Origin of the sequence: Sphingobacterium sp. (assembly GCF_032065005.1) — a bacterium.
In the GTDB taxonomy this organism is placed as follows: domain Bacteria; phylum Bacteroidota; class Bacteroidia; order Sphingobacteriales; family Sphingobacteriaceae; genus Sphingobacterium.
This window is the reverse complement of sequence record NZ_DAMBMM010000001.1, coordinates 260599-278922: the sequence shown is the minus strand read 5'-3', so window position 1 is coordinate 278922 and position 18324 is coordinate 260599. Positions and strand designations below refer to the sequence as shown.

The following is an 18324-nucleotide window of genomic DNA, read 5'->3' as shown; positions in this document are numbered from 1 at the left end:
GATGAAGATACTAATTATTGAAGACGAGAAAGAGCTATTGCTCACCATGGAAGAATTCCTTAAATCTGAAAACTTCCTAATTGAATCAGCAACAGATTACAATACAGCCCTAGAAAAAGCAATGAACTATCAATATGACTGCATTTTGCTGGATATCATGCTCCCCGGTGGCAGTGGACTTGATATTCTGCGGGCACTTAAGGAGGAGCATAAAAAGCAACCGGTGCTGATCCTTTCAGCGAAAGATTCTGTTGAGGACAAAGTCTTGGGATTAGAGATTGGGGCGGACGATTATCTCGCCAAACCATTCCACCTTGCTGAATTGCTGGCTAGGGTGAAATCCATTATCCGCAGGAATTCCAATGAGGGTGAACAATGGGTTAAATATAAAAATGTTAGTCTTAATCCAGAGAGCAGAATTGTCCAAATCAACGAAAGCCCCATCAACTTTAACCGTAAGGAGTTTGACCTGTTTCACTATTTCCTATTAAGGCCTAACAGGTTACTGGAAAAAACCAGTTTGGTTGAGTCGGTTTGGGGAGACCATACCGATCAAGCGGACAACCTGGACTTCATCTATTCACAAATTAAAAATATCCGCAAGAAGCTAAAAGAATCGGCTGCGGACATGGATATTCAGGCAGTTTATGGGGTCGGGTATAAATTAGTATAATGTCGGTTTCAATAAAATATTACACCAATAAGTTTCTGGCCATTGCCATCCTGATCATTATGGCAGTTTGGGCATTGCTGTTCTATGCCTTCCTGATGGATGAAGTCTATGACAACATCGATGATGGCCTAAAGAATCAAAAGTTAGAAATTATCCGTGAAGCCTACAACAATCCCGATATTATCAATAATAACAAGGAATATGGGATAAACCAGTTCAAGATCTACCCCATTGAAGCCAAGGAAGATATCGACAAAAACCATTTTTCAAGGGAATTTATGTATATGCCCTATGATGATGAAGATGAACCATACAGAATCTTAAAAACGGGCTTCTACTCAAAAGATCGGATAGCCTATGGCCTGGACATCAGAACATCCACAGTCGAAGAGGATGATTACCTGATCAATCTCGCTATAGCACTTGCAGTTTTATACCTCGTAATCGTTTTGAGCATATTGATCATCAATTATTTCGTGATGAGCAAGGGCTGGAAACCATTTCAAAATATCTTAAAAAACCTTAGCAACTACCGATTTGGTCATAGCAAGACCTTCGAACCTACCGTCACTAAGGTCAAGGAGTTTGAAGAGCTAAATACCCAGATTAAGCAAATGATTGACCGCAATGAAGGCCTATTCGAAGAACAAAAGCTGTTTTTAGAGAATGCATCCCATGAGCTTCAAACACCTTTGGCCATTACTATAGGCAAATTAGACCTACTCCTGCAAGAAGGTGACCTCCCTGAGGAAAAAACCATTAAAATTGCAGAAGCTAAACAGGCTCTTCACCGGATGGTGGCCCTGAATAAATCCTTGCTTATGCTTTCCAGGATCGAAAACAATCAATACAGCAGCAGCACCGAGGTCAATTTCAATGACCTGATCAAAAGGAAACTGGAAGAACTGGAGGATTTCATTCAATTCAAGGAACTGAAAGTCGATTTTATCCAGCATGATCAATTTATTGCTAATCTCAACTTTGACCTTGCCCATATCTTGATTTCCAACCTGCTTAGGAATGCCATAAAATACAATTATAAAGAAGGGTTTATCCGAATAACGGTAAACAAAAGAGAGATTGATTTTGCCAATAGCAGCGAAAATGGAGCTTTAAACCCTCAGTATATCTTCAAACGCTTCCATAAAGGCAATCAGGACAGCCAATCCAATGGACTTGGTCTTTCGATCGTCCAGACGATCCTGGACAAATACCCTCATATCCGAATTGAATACGGATATGCCCAAGCAGAACAACATTTTAAACTAAAAATTTGAAATAATTCCAAAATAATCCCCTTTTTCCCAATTCTTTCCAGATTTGACATAGAAATTTGATTAAACAAAAAATTAAACGATATGAAAAATCTAATAAAAACACTGATGTTATTGTTTATTGCTGGATCATCTTTCCAAGCAATGGCTCAAGAAAAAGTAATTGAAGTTGCAAACTTGCCTAAAACAGCGCAAAACTTCCTTCAAAAGCATTATGCAAATGATAAAGTTGCCTTGACAAAATCTGAAAAGGAAACATTATCCCCTATTGAATACAAGGTTGTGCTTGCTAGTGGAACTGAGGTGGAATTTGATAGCAAAGGTGAATGGACTGAAGTAGATGCAAATACTGTTGCAGTACCTCAAGACATCGTTCCTGCAAAAATCAAATCTTATGTTCAGAAAAGCTTCCCTGACAACAATATCGTACAGATCAAAAAAGAAAAAAAGGGATATGAGGTTGAATTAACCAACGGAATCGAAGTTAAATTCAACAAAAATGCAGACTTCATCAAGATTGATGACTAATTGAAATACTCACACAATAATCTTAATAAAACTTTAAAATGAAAAAATTACTTCTAGCACTAACTGTTCTTCTATCATTCGCTACTTTAACGATGTCTTGTGATAAAGAGTCCGTAGTTACTGAGGATCAGCTTCCACAAAGTGCAAATCAATTCTTAAACGAAAACTTCAAAGGCGTGAAAATCTTATCCGTAGTTGAAGAAAAAGAAGGCCTTTCAGGAAAAGAATTTGATGTACTCCTTGATAACGGAATCGAGATCAAATTCGACAAAAATGGTCAATGGTTAGATATCGACGCAAAAGCCGATACAGCAACATTACCAGATAATTTGATCCCTGCAGCTATCAGAGACTATGTAAAACAAAACTATGCTAATGCTGGCATCAATAGCATTGAAAAAGAAAAACACGGCTACGATGTCGAACTAACAAACGGATTAGACCTGGTTTTCGACAAAGACGGTAAATTCGTTAGAATAGATCCTTAGAAGGAGTATTTAGTAGAAAGTATTTAGTATTTAGACAAAAAAAGGTCCTTTGGTTATTCAAAGGACCTTCTATTTATATCTATTTTTTCCGAGAACCTACCTCCGTTCAATGCTTCTATTTTATTTTCTCCGTGTCACCCTTAAGGCTGAACGATCAGAGAAGAATCTGTACGGTTCGCCTCTCCACCCCCATGTCATCCTTTACCGAAGGTAAAGGACCTGTACGTCAATGCAAAAGCTGATATATTTGATTTTGGAGTTATGTATTTTGAGATAATTCAGAGAAACCTCAATATTATCCATAAACTATTGCTTTATGTCAACCCACAGCTTGGGTGAAATCTTTGTAGAAATAGGTTGTGTGTAATGGCCAACCCCTAGCGGGGGTGAAATGTTTTTCAATAAATCTTCTTGAAGAAAAAAAACAGTTCTTTCGCAGTGCTCAAGATGACAACGATCCTAAAAAAATAAAAACAATAGATTCTTCGCTTCGCTCTGAATCCCTCTTTAGCACATTTTGATTCTGAACGACCAGTGAGTGAAGAATCTGTACGGTTCACCTCTCCACCCCCATGTCATCCTTTACCGAAGGTAAAGGACCTGTACGCCAGTGCAATTCTTCAGAAACTAAGGTTTGTAATATTCCGAGATCCTTCCTACGTCAGGATGACCCTAGGGTGCTAACCGAAGATGAAGAAAATATTCCCCAATGCAATTATTCCCAAAATTTGGTATGTAATATTCCAAAACCCTTCCTGCGTCAGGATGACCCCAGGGTGCTAACCGAAGATGAGGTACCCCAAGCGGCATCAAGCCCAGTTTCTAGCCAATCAACCTTCATTGGCTTGCCCTATCTCAATATCCAAGTCCAACAAAGTCTAAATACTAAATACTTTATACTAAATCCTATTCAGATAAATAACTAGTCTTCACCGTAATATTCGCGGTTTTCTTTCTTGAGGTCACATTAAAGGCACCACCATAGGAATATTCTTCATTTTCGTTCTGACCGGTAATCTGGAAGATCCCTAAATCGGCTTTCACAAGGGAGCCTAAGGAAGAACCGGCTTCTTTAGCGATGTTTTCTGCCCTTACCTTTGCGTTCTGGGAAGCTTCAGAGATTAACTTCAATTTCAAGTCTTCAAGACCAGAGAAATAGTAGTTAGGAGCATTGGAGGCCAACTCTACCCCTTGCGAGATCAAGGTGGAGATTTCACGCGAAGCGTTGGCAACCTTATCTAAATCTTTTGATTCAATGGAAACATTTTGCGAAAGGCTATATCCGGTAAAGGTATTGAAGCTATTTCCGTTTTGGTCGGTATGGTAGGTAAAGTCACGGGCAATATTAACGGCATTGAACAGAATCTCTTTTTCATTGATTCCCTGGCGAACCAAAAAATCCTTCACCAATTCACGATCTCGCTTCAATTGTTCGGAGGCTTCACTTAAATCCATGGATTTACGGCTGAACACTGCAGACCATTTCACGATATCAGACTCAAAATTAGTCATCGCATTACCGGTCACATTAATCGTATTGGAATTTCTGTACTTATACTTATAGGCATTACCAAAGATCATGGCAAATACAATGATGGATAGGCCGGCGATAATACTGATTATAATACCTGTATTTTTCATATAAAGTGAATTAATGCGATTATACTAAAATTGTTATCTTTTAACCTAACCTAAGTTAACAAATTTTGGGTATTATTGAAATTCCAAACATCAAATTATATGAAACGTAAATTTGGCTTAATACTATTTGGTTTAAGTGCAATTTCACTAACTTATGCACAGAAAAAACCAATTGATCACACTGTTTATGATTCCTGGAATGTTATCAATAAACCTGAGATCAGCAAATCTGGAAATCTGATTTATTATAGCATTACTCCACAAGAAGGTGATGCGACTTCCATTTTAAAAAATGCAAACAATCAACAACTGCTTCAAATCCCTAGAGGTGCAGACCTTAAGCTGACCAAGGATGAAAAACATTTGCTTAGCTTAATTAAAGCCCCTTTTCAGGAAGTAAGACAGGCAAAGATCAAGAAGAAGAAACCTGATGAAATGCCAAAGGACTCTCTTTTGGTCTTTAATATCGCGAAAAACCAGTACAGCAAATTTGCACAGGTTAAATCCTATAAAATCGCAAAGGATGGAAATGACTTCGTCGCCTTCCTGCACGAAACCATCATCCCCAAAAGCTCGGACAGCAGTAAAACGAAATCTGCATCCAAAAAAGAAAAACCTACCCCTACCTTAACTGTCCTCAACTTAAATACGGCTGACACAAGCAATATCTTAAAAGCCGATAGTTACGAATGGAGTGATGACGGGAAATTCTTGGTCTATTCCATTAAGGGCCCAGAAAAAGACTCTTTAAATGAATCCGGTCTATTTATTATGGACCTGGCCAACAAATCTAAAAAGAAAATAAGCTCAGGGAAAGGGACCTATAAGAACATTCAGTTTGATGATGCTACGAAGCAATTGAGCTTCTTGGCAGACAAGACTCCTGAAAAATCCCTGCTTAAAGAATATAAGCTTTATTACTATACCGCAAATCAAGACTCAGCCGTGATATTGGCTGATAGAAATTCCAATGGGATTCCTCAAAACTGGTTTGTATCAGGTGATGGCTCCTTAACCTTTAGCAAATCTGGAAAAAGACTGTTTTTCGGATTGGCTCCAATTCCAAGGGTAAAGGACACCACCTTGGTGGAATTCGAACATGCCAAAGTGGATATCTGGCACTGGCAAGATGATTACCTGCAACCTATGCAATTGGTTAACCTAAGAAGGGACCTTTCCAGGAACTATACCGCAATGGTCAATCTGGCATCCAATCGAAATGTGATCCCATTATCTGATGAAACATTCAACAGAATCTCCTTGACTGGCGATGCTGACAACGAATGGGCAATGGCGACTTCCGACAAGGAATACAGGATAGAAACCCAATGGGAAGGTGGCATGCGTTCTGATATCTACGCAATCTCAACCCTGACAGGCAAAAATAAATTGGTCACAAAATCCAACTCAGGATATGCAGCATTAGCACCGAATGGCGATTATATCGTTTATTTCAACCGCAGCAATGGCAATTGGTACAGCTTCCATATTGCATCTGAAAGCACGAAGCAACTGAATGAAGGCTTGCAGGTCAGCTTTGTGGATGAAGAAAATGATGTCCCTGCCGCTCCAGGTCCCTATGGAATCGCTGGATGGTCAAAGGATGGCAAATACATCTATATCAATGATCGATATGATATCTGGAAGTTAAGCCTTGATGGCAAGAACAAAACCAACTTAACCAACGGCCTTGGAAGACAAAACCAAATGGTCTATCGTATGGAAAACCTGTATAGGAACGATGACCCAAGGATCAATTACAACCAGATCGATGAATCTAAGACTGTTTTCTTAAATGGTTTCAATAAAATCGACAAAAACCAAGGTCTCTATAAGTTAGGCAAAAAAGAGATCAGCAAACTATGGTCTGGTCCGCATACTTATAGAATGCTTAATGCTGATGAAAAATTGAATAAGCTTATTTATACAAAAGAGGATTATCAGCATTCACCGGATTTATATCTATTAGCAAACTTCAAAAACGAAACCAGACTATCTGATATTAATCCGCAACAGGCGAATTATAACTGGGGAACGGCTGAATTGGTACATTGGACCACGCCAAAAGGCTATAAATCGGAAGGTATCCTCTATAAGCCTGAAGATTTCGATCCGAATAAGAAATATCCTATTATTGCCTATTTCTACGAAACGCTATCAGATGGGTTATATGGCTACCAAGCGCCGGCTCCTACTCCATCCCGTTTGAATATCCCTTATTTCGTAAGTAATGGCTATTTGGTCTTCGCACCGGACATCCGTTATGAAACTGGCTATCCAGGAAGATCAGCTGAAGAGTTTATCAATTCGGGTATGCATCATTTGGCTAGAAACAACAATTGGGTGGACTCTACCAAAATGGGAATCCAAGGACAGAGCTGGGGTGGTTATCAAGTTGCACACCTGATTACCCGTACCGATATGTATGCCGCAGCATGGGCTGGTGCTCCCGTTGTTAACATGACCTCAGCCTACGGTGGAATCCGTTGGGGAACGGGAATGTCCAGACAGTTCCAATATGAGAATACCCAAAGCCGAATCGGAAAACCACTTTGGGAGGCTAGAGATTTATATATAGAGAACTCGCCACTGTTCTTTATGGATAAGGTCAACACACCTGTAGCTATCATGCACAACGACAATGACGGAGCTGTGCCTTGGTACCAAGGGATTGAATTCTTTACAGCATTGAGAAGATTGAATAAACCGGTTTGGTTATTGAACTATAACGGCGATGACCACAACCTAATCCAAAGACAGAACCGAAAAGACATCCAAATTCGCGAAGCTCAATTCTTCGATCACTTCCTAAAAGGAAAACCAGCAGCAAATTGGATCAAGAAAGGAGTCAAAGCAACAGAAAAAGGTATAGATTGGGGACTTGAAGTCAACTAATTTTACAATAGAAACTCAAAACAGGCGGTAATTTTCAAGAATTACCGCCTGTTTTTGTTAAAAAACACTAAAAAACGTACTTTTTTACATTTTTTTTCAAAATTTTTATCCAAGTAAAATGTTTTTACTATACTTTTGATAAAAATTTAGAAGAAAAAATCAGTAATCAACAAAAACTTAAGTATATCTAATATTAACAGCATGTTAAACTCCAGACTAGCCGCAGTTGAAACTGCCTCAAAGCACATGTTCAACGAAACAACTGAGGTAAATTCAGAACGCGCAATTCACATTTTCAATAAAAATGTGTTCAGCATCTCTAAAATGAGAGATTACCTTTCAAAGTCTACTTTTAGCGAATTAAAATCATCTATCGACGAAGGAAAACAGATCAGCAGAGAATTAGCGGACTACATCGCGCAAGCCATGAAAACTTGGGCCCTAGAAAATGGTGCTTCGCACTATACCCACTGGTTTCAACCTTTGACTGGATCAACTGCTGAAAAACACGATGCTTTTTTTGAACCGGACACGGATGGAAGCGCAATCGAGAAATTCAACGCGGATGCATTGGTACAACAGGAACCGGATGCTTCTTCTTTCCCGAACGGCGGTATCCGCAATACTTTCGAAGCTAGAGGCTATACTGCTTGGGATCCTTCATCCCCTGCCTTTATATTTGAAACTGGTGCTGGCAAAACCTTATGTATCCCTACCGTATTCGTTTCTTACACTGGCGAATCCCTAGATTACAAAGCGCCTTTATTAAAAGCAATCGCTTCTATTGACAAAGCTGCAACTGATGTTGCTCAATATTTTGATAAAGCCGTTACCAAAGTAAATGCTTCTTTGGGTATCGAACAAGAATATTTCTTGGTTGACCTTGCCTTATATAACGCTCGTCCTGACCTACAATTGACAGGAAGAACCTTATTTGGACACATGTCAGCTAAAGGACAACAATTAGAGGACCATTACTTCGGTGCGATTCCAGAGCGTGTATTAGCTTACATGGTGGACCTTGAAAACGAAGCCCTGAAATTAGGTATCCCTTTGAAAACTCGTCACAACGAGGTTGCCCCTTCTCAATTTGAATGTGCTCCTATGTTTGAAGAGATCAACTTGGCTATCGACCATAACCAATTGTTGATGAACGTAATGGAACAAGTTGCCATTCGTCACAACTTCAAGGTGTTACTACATGAAAAACCGTATAGCGGTGTAAACGGATCCGGAAAACACAATAACTGGTCCTTGATCACCAATACAGGTGTGAACCTGCTTTCGCCAGGAAAAACTCCTAAAAACAACTTGATGTTCTTGACGTTCTTCGTCAACACCATCAAAGCTGTTTATGAGCATGCCGACCTATTGAGAGCATCTATTGCAAGTCATTCCAATGACCACCGCCTAGGTGCCAACGAAGCTCCTCCAGCGATTATCTCCATCTTCTTAGGGTCTCAATTGGATGAAATCTTAGAAGAGGTAGAATCTGCTCGCGTTGCCAAAAAAGTTAAGGCTGATGCAAACCTATGGCACGGTATTCCAAAAATCCCTGATTTGAAATTGGATAACACCGACCGTAACCGTACTTCTCCTTTTGCCTTCACCGGCAATAAATTCGAGTTCCGCGCAGTTGGATCTTCTGCAAACTCAGCATTGCCAATGACCATCTTGAATGCAATCGTTGCTACGCAATTGATTGAATTCAAAAATGAAGTCGACAAACAGATCAAAAAAGGAATTAAGAAAGATCTTGCGATCCTAAATGTTGTCCGTAAGTACATCAAAGATTCAAAAGCAATCCGTTTCGAAGGAAATGGCTATAGTGAAGAATGGGAAATTGAAGCGGCAGGCAGAGGACTTTCTAACATCAAGTCTACACCAAAAGCCCTAGATATCTATGTGAAACCAGAATCTCTAGAGCTTTTCGAAACTTTAGGTATCTTCTCAAGACGTGAATCTGAAGCTAGACATGAGATCTTGTTGGAGAACTTCTTCAAGAAACTTCAAATCGAGGCTCGTGTAATTGGTGATGTAGTAACCAGTCAGATTGCCCCTGCATGTTTGATCTATCAAAACCAATTGATTGAAAACGTAAAAGGTCTTAAGGACTTAGGTCTGAGCAAGGAAGCATACAGTTCACAACTAAACTATGTGGAGCGTATATCCAAGCACGTGAACATTATCCTTGAACAAGCAGAGGAAATGCGTCAAGCCCGTAAAAAAGCAAATACCATCGACGACATGCGTGAAAAAGCGATCGCTTACGACGAGGTTGTAAAACCATTCTTCGACGAAATCCGCTACCACGTCAACAAACTTGAAAAAATCGTTGATGACGCTAAATGGCCATTGCCAAAATTACGCGAATTGCTTTTCATCCACTAAGCATTAACTAAACAAGAAACAATAACCATTAAGGGGTAATCTGAAAAGATTGCCCCTTTTTTGTGGGGAAAAGAGGGAACAAAACTCAGTTTTTAGACACTTTCGTAGGGGTTTATTGGATATGGGTTTGAACCAGGATGGAAAGGATGAGAGGATGGACCATGATTATGGCCTTACTCCTCCTGAAAAGGCGGCAAAATGCGTAGGGGCGTATGGCATACGCCCGCTTTTTGAACCAGGATGGAATGGATGAGAGGATGGACCAAGAACTGGTTTTGAACCAGGATCCAAGGATAAGAGGATGGACCATGATTATGGCCTTACTCCTCCTGAAAAGGCGGCAAAATGCGTAGGGGCGTATTTTGAATAAATATTGCCGATTATATTGGCGTACAGGTCCTTTACCTTCGGTAAAGAATGACAGGCATTTTTTATAGAGAACCGTACAGATTCCTCACTGATCGTTCAGAATTGGAAGTTTCCAGGGAGGGATTCAGAGTGAAACGAAGAATCTATTTTCTTATTTTTTGGATCGATGTCTTCGTGAGCACAGCGAACGAACTGTTTTCTTTCTTTAACAAGAACTACTGAAAAATATTTCACCCACGCTGTGGGTTGGTCTTTTCGTCCATCTATTTTCTATAAAGATTCCACCCACGCTGTGGGTTTTCTACAAACGTCCCTCCTTCCGAAGGAAGTCCTTTAGCCCCCGGTTCATTCCCTTTCCGGTGTCATCGTGACGAAGGAACGATCTCGGAACGATACAAACCATAATTCCATTGGCGTACAGGTTCTTTACCTTCAGTAAAGAATGACAGACATTTTTTATAGAGAACCGTACAGATTCCTCACTGATCGTTCAGAATTGGAAGTTTACAGGGAGGGATTCAGAGTGAAACGAAGAATCTATTGTTTTTATTTTAGGAAGATTTTGTCATTTCGAAATCGTAAGATGAGAAAACTATTTTTTGTCGATTTTAAGGTTTGGATAAAGGTTTTATTCACCCTATGATTGAAATTATTTTAGGTTTGTAAGTGGTGAGCGTATGCGGTATCGATATTGAAAAACCAATCCCAAATCAACAATCCTGTGCCGGGTCTCGACTCCGCTCGACCATCGGAATTATCTTGGTCCATCCTCCAATCCCGTTCCCTGAGCGGCGTCGAAGGGCATCCTGGTTCAAAACCGGTTCTTGGTCCATCCCCCCATCCCATACCCTGAGCTGTACCCCGAGCGGAGTCGAGGGGGGCGCCGAAGGGCATCCTGGTTCAAAAAAAGAGGGGAATTTCCCTTTCCCCTCAATTGATGCTATTCTTTAATAAAATAACAAACTAACTCCTCAAATATCCCGCTTTTAGCCTTGTTATTTTTATACTTATTACGGTATTAGATACCACAATTACGGTAGTTACTTTTTCTTCTCCCTGATATTTTCTTTAATAAAAATCTTCTTGATAAGTCCAACATCCAAGGCATTCATATCTACCAGTTTCAAATCCTTGATCATCTTTAAGGTCGACGTTTTATAATGCTGAAAATGTTTGGACTTGATATGGTCCTCATAGGCTTTTTGATCCCTATAGATCTCCAGGATCCTGATTTTATGTTTCTCGGCTTGGATCTCCATGGGAAGGATCGATATGACCCCTTCCTCCTTCTCTACGGACTCTCTAGCTCCATACAGAACAATCTCCTTATATTCTTCCCAATATTCTGGAATTACATCAATTTCTGCTATCCTGACCAAGTGAATTTGCTTATTTCCAACTAAATCCCCAGATTTTTCTTGAGAAAAGAGATTTCCACAGCTAAAAAGCATTAAAAAAACCAAAAAACTCCTCAAATAAACTTTCATTTCCATAGCATGACTATTTTTTACTAATAATAATCAAAAAAGTAGCAATATTGTTGTGCCTGCAATTCTTAATTATTAATCTGACTTGCCTGCTGACCGACAGCCCTTTCTCCTACAATCTTGATCTTATCCAGTGCTGCTGTCAAATCCTTTAATTCAGTCGGATCAAATTGATACTCCCGAGAATCCAGGTTTTCTTTCAGGTGTGCCAGTTTAGTGGTACCTGGAATGGGAACTATAAAAGGTTTTTGGGCCAATATCCATGCCAATGCCACCTGAGCTACAGTCAGCCCTCTATGATCTCCAAAATCCTTAAGCACATCGATCAAAGGCCAATTGGCAATAATGGCATCCTTTTGATAGCGTGGCAAGGCTGGACGGTTATCATTATCGGCATTATATTTCGTCCGTTCATTGATATAACCCGTTATCAATCCACGGCTCAATGGACTGTAAGGAACAAAACCTATTCCCAATTCCTCACAAACAGGTATCACTGTGGTTTCAGGTTGGCGAGTAACCAAGGAATACTCACTTTGCAAGGCCGTTACCTGTTGCACAGCATGGGCTTTCCTGATATTTTCAGCACTTGCTTCACTCAGGCCAAAGTTCCTGACTTTCCCTGCCTCGATCAATTCCTTTACCGTTCCGGCAACATCTTCCATCGGAACATTTGGATCAACCCGATGTTGATATAACAAATCTATATAATCTGTCTTCAAGCGTTTTAAGGATTGTTCAACCATCTTCTTAATAGTTTCTGGTCTACTGTCCAAGCCTTTGGCCGGAACCCCGTCCACGAAGCCAAACTTAGTTGCTATCAATATATCCTTACGAATAGGCTGTAAGGCCTCTCCTACTAATTCTTCATTGATCCGCGGACCATAAGCTTCGGCGGTATCGAAGAAATTTAAGCCTAATTCTGCTGCTTTTCTAATCAGGTTTATGCTCATCTGACGGTCAGGAACAAAACTGCGGTGATAACTCATGCCCATACAGCCTAAGCCAAATGCGGACACCGCTAATTGATGTTTTCCCGAACCTAAAATCCGCATTCCCTTTTCTTGGAGATTAGAATTGCTATTCATATTCGTTTCCATGGTCGTACTGCCAAATAAAACATTGGAGCTGATCAGTCCCAATCCGGCCAAGGCACCACTCTTTAGGAATTCTCTGCGATTGTTTGTTCTCATTTTCTCTTTTGTTTAGTGTATTCCAAAGGTCTGTACAATAAACAATTAAAAGCTTATATGGATTACAGAATTAAATACCAAAATTACATATATGTGCAATTATGCCGGAAATCTTAAATTATACTTGATTTAGCCGACTTAAAACATCATTTTTATAATACTTGGCTGATCTGCCAAGTTGGGAACCGTTAAAGCAATCACAAATGAAACTACATAGTATAGATACTGGATTCTTTAAATTAGATGGTGGCGCCATGTTCGGTGTTGTACCAAAAAGCCTCTGGCAGAGAACGAATCCTGCTGACGATAAGAACTTATGTACCTGGGCTAACCGTTTGATGCTTATTGAAGATGGAAAGCGATTGACTTTGGTCGATACAGGGATCGGTGACAAGCAGGATGAAAAATTCTTTAGCCATCTGCATATGCATGGCGACGATACGCTGGATAAGTCCTTAGCTAAACTTGGATTCCACCGTGATGACATTAGCGACGTAATATTGACCCATTTGCATTTTGACCATTGTGGTGATGCCATTAAAAGAGAAGGTGAAAAACTATTGCCGGCATTCAAAAATGCAAGATATTGGTCCAATAAGGACCATTGGGAGTGGGCAGTTAATCCTAATCCAAGGGAGAAAGCGTCTTTTTTGAAGGAGAACATTATGCCGATCCAAGAAAGCGGGCAACTGAACTTTATCGATATCGAAAGTCCTCAATACGACACTGAGATCCATATGCGCTTTGCCTATGGCCATACCGAAGCCATGATGCTTCCGCAGATCCAATACAAAGGAAAAACCATTCTCTACATGGCGGACTTACTGCCTTCTGTTGGACATATTCCAATTGCCTATGTCATGGGCTATGATGTGAGACCACTGGTAACCATGCAGGAAAGACAAGATTACTGGAAAGAGATCGTTGATAATGAATATATCATGTTCTTCGAGCATGACTCCGTAAATGAGTGCGCAACCTTGCAGTACACCGAAAAAGGAATTAGACTGAAAGACACTTTTAAATTAAGCGAAATCTAAGCTATTCATGTCCGTAGATATCAAGAAAAGATTCGACCGTATTGTTGAGATATTGATTCAATTGCAATCTAAAAGGATTGTAAAGGCGCAGGAATTGGCCGATCGATTTGATGTCAGCCTTCGTACCATTTATAGGGATATCAAAAGCCTGGAACAGGCTGGCGTTCCATTGATTGGCGAAGCTGGAATGGGCTACAGTATTATGGACGGCTACCGTCTTCCGCCGGTTTCATTCAGTAAGGAAGAAGCCCTTTGCTTTGTCGCTACGGAAAAATTAGCCGAGAAATACCTTGATCAAGCTGGTTTCTCGCTTTACTCTTCCGCATTGATGAAAATCAAGGCGATCTTAAAGAGCAACGACCAAGACCTGGTGACCAACATGCAGGAACAGATCATCATGCGCAAACAGCATGTACCTATCTTCCCTGAAAAGGTCCCGCATGTATTGAGCACCGCCATTGAAGCCATTGCCAATAAAACCCAGATCCAAATTGAATACCAAGGCATCAAGGATGACGAAGCCATTCTACGGATAATTGAACCAATAGGCATTGTCCACGAGATAGGCTTTTGGTATATCGTTGCCTATTGCCTGCAACGAATGGACTTCAGGCAGTTCCGGAGTGATCGGATTGCACAGGTCACAGCGCTGGAAAACAAGTTCAGCAAAAGGCATATCAGCATTGATGAATACATGTCGAACCAGAAATCACCCGAGCTACCCAAGATCAAATCCAAGATTCTGGTTAGCCGTGACTTCGCTCCTTTTATGCGCTGGCAAAGAAATACTTATGGATTTGTATCTGAAGTTAAGGTTGGGGATAAAATAGAGATGGTTTTTGAAAGTCGCGACATAGAACATGAGTTTCCGCGATGGCTCATGATGTTTGGCGACAAGATAGAAATAAAAGAGCCTGAAGAGCTTAAGCACAGCTTTAATAAACTCTTTCAGGCTATACAAAACAACATAAAATAGTATCTCTTTTTAAGCGCCTTGGTATGGATGTTTCCAAGGTGCCCTATATTCTCTTTTCAATCTCTTTGTAGCTTCCTCATCTCCTACACAGACCTTCTTCTCCGGATCATAGACCAATGGACGATTTAATTCCATGGACAGGTTTGCCAAAATACAGGATGCTGTAGAGATATGTCCCTGAAGCACATCAGCAACCGGCAAGGTATTGGTATCGATGGCGGAAAGCAGGTTCCGCATCTGACCGCGTGTCGCTGGTGCGGCATTGAGCTCAATCCGAGGTTCCTTCAGGTCCTCTGGATACTGCTCTCTTTCATAGACCACATCACGCACAATCTTCTCCCCTTTTTCTGGGATAAATTCCCATTTCATGGTACTTCCTTTCAGGGTTCCCTTATCGCCATAGATCACAAAGGCCCATGGAAATTCCGGATCAGCCGGCGTACCCCAGGTACGGTGGGTCCACACGCAATTCAGGTCATCGTATTCAAATATAGCGGTCTGCGTATCGGCGATATTGGATTTCGCTTCTTTCTGCACATAGATCCCGCCTGTTGCCGATATCTTTTTGGGCCAGCCCAAACCTAACATCCAACGCACCGTATCGAACATATGCACACACATATCGCCCGTTATCCCATTTCCGTACTCCATAAATGCGCGCCACCAGCCACCATGCGGAAGCCCATCGTAAGGCCGCAATGGCGCAGGACCTGTCCACATTTCATAATCCAAGAAATCCGGAACCGGTTCTTCTGGCGGGTTGGCATTGCTCTTCATATGGTAGTAACAGCACATTTCCACATGCGAAATTTTACCCAACAAACCTTTCTCCACTATATTTTCCTTGGCATCGATCATATGCGGCGTACTTCTACGCTGCGTTCCGATCTGAACCTTTCTATTATGCTTTCTTGCCGCTGCAACTACCGCTTCACCCTCCATAACATCCACACTGATGGGCTTTTGCAGATACACATGTGCTCCTGATTCAATGGCTGCAATTCCGATCAGGGCATGCCAATGGTCAGGCGTACCGACCAACACCAGATCAAGCTTATTTTCTGCCAACAGCTTCCTATAATCTGAATACTTCTTTGGCACCTTTTTGGATTTCTGCTTTTGGGAAATCAACGTTGCGGCTTCCTCCAGATGCTTTTTGTCCACATCACAAACCGCAACCACCTCTACATCACTTACCTGCAGCAACCTGAACAGGTCACTTTTACCATACCAACCGGCACCTATCAAGGCTACCGTTCTAGCTTTTAATATCTCCGCTGCAAAGCCCGCCTGCTGCAAGGCAGCAATGGACAGTAAGGCACCAGTTCCAAAAATAAATTGCCTACGATTGAGGTTTATGTTTCCCATAAGGATAGAGGTTTTAAGGTTTATAGCTTTTAAGATAGGCAAAAATTAAATAATAGACAATAGATGTGAGAAGTGAGATTTGAGATTTGAGACATTTCTGGTTTGTGAGGATTGGTGTTTTTGAACCAGGATGCCCTTCGACAGTTCATCGAGCGACATCTCGACGAATATCGAGCGAAGTCGAGATGTCGCTCGATATTCGTCGAGACGCCGCTCAGGGAACAGGATTCGAGGATAAGGATGGCATTGGCGAACAGGTCCTCAATCTTTGATTGAGAATGACAAGGTCATGAGGGGGGGGGGAACCGTACAGATTCCTCACTGATCGTTCAGAATAAAAATGCTGATGAGAGGGATTCAGAGTAAAACGAAGAATCTATTTTTTGATGTTTTTTAGGATTGCTGTCATCTTGAGCACAGCGAAAGAACTATTTTCTTTTTTAACCAAAACTAATGAAAAATATTTCACCCGCGCTGGGGGTTTTCAAAACAGACTCCATCCTTCCGAAGGAAGCCCTTTAGCCTCAGGCTCATTTCCAATGGCGGAAAAATGGAAAGAATGCCGTAGACCTGTGCGATGGGATTGGCCTTGGAATGCTTTCAAAAAATTCTCCATCTAAAAGGAGAATTTTGAAGGAAGATATTCCCGACATCAAGGCATTCTTTTCATGTGTAGTGGATGGTGCGAAAAGCCATCTTAAATGAGCCGAAGCCTTTTGGTTACTTTTGGGCTTCAAAAGTAACGAAGAGAATTATTTGAAATTCAACTTGTCAATGGTTCGAAAGAAAGATCTCGGAATTTTACAGACTTAATCAATTACGGATGGCATTGGCGAACAGGTCCTCAATCTTCGATTGAGAATGACAAGGTCATGAGGGGGTAAACCGTACAGATTCCTCACTGATCGTTCAGAATAAAAATGCTAAAGAGGGATTCAGAGCACAGCGAAAGAACTATTTTTTTTTAACCAAAACTAATGAAAAATATTTCACCCACGCTGTGGGTTGGCCGAAGAACAAATCACCCTTCTACGAAGATTCCAACCATGCTGGGGGTTTTCAAAACATTTAAATTATTACACAGCTGTTTTTGAAGAAAAATTGCATTGGCGAACAGGTCCTGCACCTTCGGTGCAGCATGACAGGATCGTGGAGAGGTGAACCGTACAGATTCCTCACTGATCGTTCAGAATAAAATTGCTAAAGAGGGATTCAGAGAGCAGCGAAGAATCTATTTTTTGATGTTTTTTAGGATTGCTGTCATCTTGAGCACAGCGAAAGAACTATTTTCTTTTTTAACCAAAACTAATGAAAAATATTTCACCCGCGCTGGGGGTTTTCAAAACAGACTCCATCCTTCCGAAGGAAGCCCTTTAGCCTCAGGCTCATTTCCAATGGCGGAAAAATGGAAAGAATGCCGTAGACCTGTGCGATGGGATTGGCCTTGGAATGCTTTCAAAAAATTCTCCATCTAAAAGGAGAATTTTGAAGGAAGATATTCCCGACATCAAGGCATTCTTTTCATGTGTAGTGGATGGTGCGAAAAGCCATCTTAAATGAGCCGAAGCCTTTTGGTTACTTTTGGGCTTCAAAAGTAACGAAGAGAATTGGTATCCGTGAGCTCCTTCGTCGGTTTGGTTACTTTTGGGCTTCAAAAGTAACGAAGAAAATTATTTGAAATTCAACTTGTCAATGGTTCGAAAGAAGGGTTTCGGAATTTTACAGCCTTAATCAATTACGGATGGCAATGGCGAACGGGTCCTCAATCTTCGATTGAGAATGACAAGGTCATGAGGGGGCGAACCGTACAGATTCCTCACTGATCGTTCAGAATAAAAATGCTAAAGAGGGATTCAAAAAATTTGATAAGGACAAATATTACTTAATGGGGAATCACCCTCATAATCCCCCACAAGTAACATTAATTCAATTTACTAAACGAGAATCTTAGGTTTCAGTAAATATTACTGGTTGATTATTCGTTTATGTCCTAACGCGCTA

At 40.9% G+C, this 18324-nt stretch carries 14 protein-coding genes; 9 read left to right on the top strand and 5 right to left on the bottom strand.

What is annotated here, in order from left to right; translation table 11 throughout:
• The first annotated feature begins 1 nt into the window (after position 1).
• The 4 genes from RT138_RS01195 to RT138_RS01180 all read left to right on the top strand — a co-directional run bounded on the left by RT138_RS01195 (position 2) and on the right by RT138_RS01180 (position 2963).
• Entirely contained in the window at positions 2–673 is a 672-nt protein-coding gene (locus RT138_RS01195; RefSeq protein WP_313189159.1) for a response regulator transcription factor, read from the top strand.
• A complete protein-coding gene (locus RT138_RS01190) occupies positions 673–1950 on the top strand; it encodes a HAMP domain-containing sensor histidine kinase (RefSeq protein WP_313189158.1) in 1278 nt (425 codons plus the stop codon). The genes RT138_RS01195 and RT138_RS01190 overlap by 1 nt, the downstream gene beginning before the upstream one ends.
• 81 nt (positions 1951–2031) lie before the next feature.
• Positions 2032–2475, top strand: a complete 444-nt coding sequence (locus RT138_RS01185; protein WP_185212466.1) for a PepSY-like domain-containing protein — start codon at positions 2032–2034, stop codon at positions 2473–2475.
• A gap of 92 nt (positions 2476–2567) precedes the next feature.
• Entirely contained in the window at positions 2568–2963 is a 396-nt protein-coding gene (locus RT138_RS01180; protein ID WP_313189157.1) for a PepSY-like domain-containing protein, read from the top strand.
• A 906-nt stretch (positions 2964–3869) separates the two neighbouring features.
• On the opposite strand, the gene RT138_RS01175 is transcribed toward RT138_RS01180, so the two are convergent.
• Positions 3870–4604, bottom strand: a complete 735-nt coding sequence (locus RT138_RS01175; RefSeq protein WP_185212470.1) for an SIMPL domain-containing protein — start codon at positions 4602–4604, stop codon at positions 3870–3872.
• A gap of 99 nt (positions 4605–4703) precedes the next feature.
• Here RT138_RS01175 and RT138_RS01170 point away from each other — a divergent pair, with 99 nt between their 5' ends.
• The 3 genes from RT138_RS01170 (at position 4704) to RT138_RS01160 (ending at position 10143) form a co-directional block, all read left to right on the top strand.
• A complete protein-coding gene (locus RT138_RS01170) occupies positions 4704–7499 on the top strand; it encodes a prolyl oligopeptidase family serine peptidase (RefSeq protein WP_313189156.1) in 2796 nt (931 codons plus the stop codon).
• A 201-nt stretch (positions 7500–7700) separates the two neighbouring features.
• Complete coding sequence (locus tag RT138_RS01165) at positions 7701–9890, top strand: glutamine synthetase III (RefSeq protein WP_313189155.1); 2190 nt, start codon at positions 7701–7703, stop codon at positions 9888–9890.
• 121 nt (positions 9891–10011) lie between these two features.
• A complete protein-coding gene (locus RT138_RS01160) occupies positions 10012–10143 on the top strand; it encodes a hypothetical protein (RefSeq protein WP_313189154.1) in 132 nt (43 codons plus the stop codon).
• Between the two features lie 770 nt (positions 10144–10913).
• On the opposite strand, the gene RT138_RS01155 is transcribed toward RT138_RS01160, so the two are convergent.
• The 3 genes from RT138_RS01155 to RT138_RS01145 form a co-directional block, all read right to left on the bottom strand.
• On the bottom strand, positions 10914–11153 hold the full coding sequence (locus RT138_RS01155) for a hypothetical protein (RefSeq protein WP_313189153.1): 240 nt from the start codon (positions 11151–11153) through the stop codon (positions 10914–10916).
• Between the two features lie 146 nt (positions 11154–11299).
• Entirely contained in the window at positions 11300–11752 is a 453-nt protein-coding gene (locus tag RT138_RS01150; protein ID WP_313189152.1) for a putative quinol monooxygenase, read from the bottom strand.
• Positions 11753–11814: 62 nt separating this feature from the next.
• On the bottom strand, positions 11815–12939 hold the full coding sequence (locus RT138_RS01145) for an aldo/keto reductase (RefSeq protein ID WP_313189151.1): 1125 nt from the start codon (positions 12937–12939) through the stop codon (positions 11815–11817).
• Between the two features lie 203 nt (positions 12940–13142).
• On the opposite strand from RT138_RS01145, the gene RT138_RS01140 reads away from it, so the two are divergent.
• Both RT138_RS01140 and RT138_RS01135 read left to right on the top strand, forming a co-directional pair.
• The gene (locus tag RT138_RS01140) at positions 13143–13979 is read left to right on the top strand and encodes an MBL fold metallo-hydrolase (RefSeq protein WP_313189150.1); all 837 of its coding nucleotides are present in this window, start codon (positions 13143–13145) and stop codon (positions 13977–13979) included.
• A 7-nt stretch (positions 13980–13986) separates the two neighbouring features.
• Positions 13987–14955, top strand: a complete 969-nt coding sequence (locus RT138_RS01135) for a YafY family protein (RefSeq protein ID WP_313189149.1) — start codon at positions 13987–13989, stop codon at positions 14953–14955.
• 9 nt (positions 14956–14964) lie between these two features.
• Here the strand turns inward: RT138_RS01135 and RT138_RS01130 are convergent, their stop codons facing one another.
• Positions 14965–16323, bottom strand: coding sequence for a Gfo/Idh/MocA family oxidoreductase (locus RT138_RS01130; protein ID WP_313189148.1), 1359 nt, complete (start codon positions 16321–16323; stop codon positions 14965–14967).
• Between the last annotated feature and the right edge of the window lie 2001 nt (positions 16324–18324).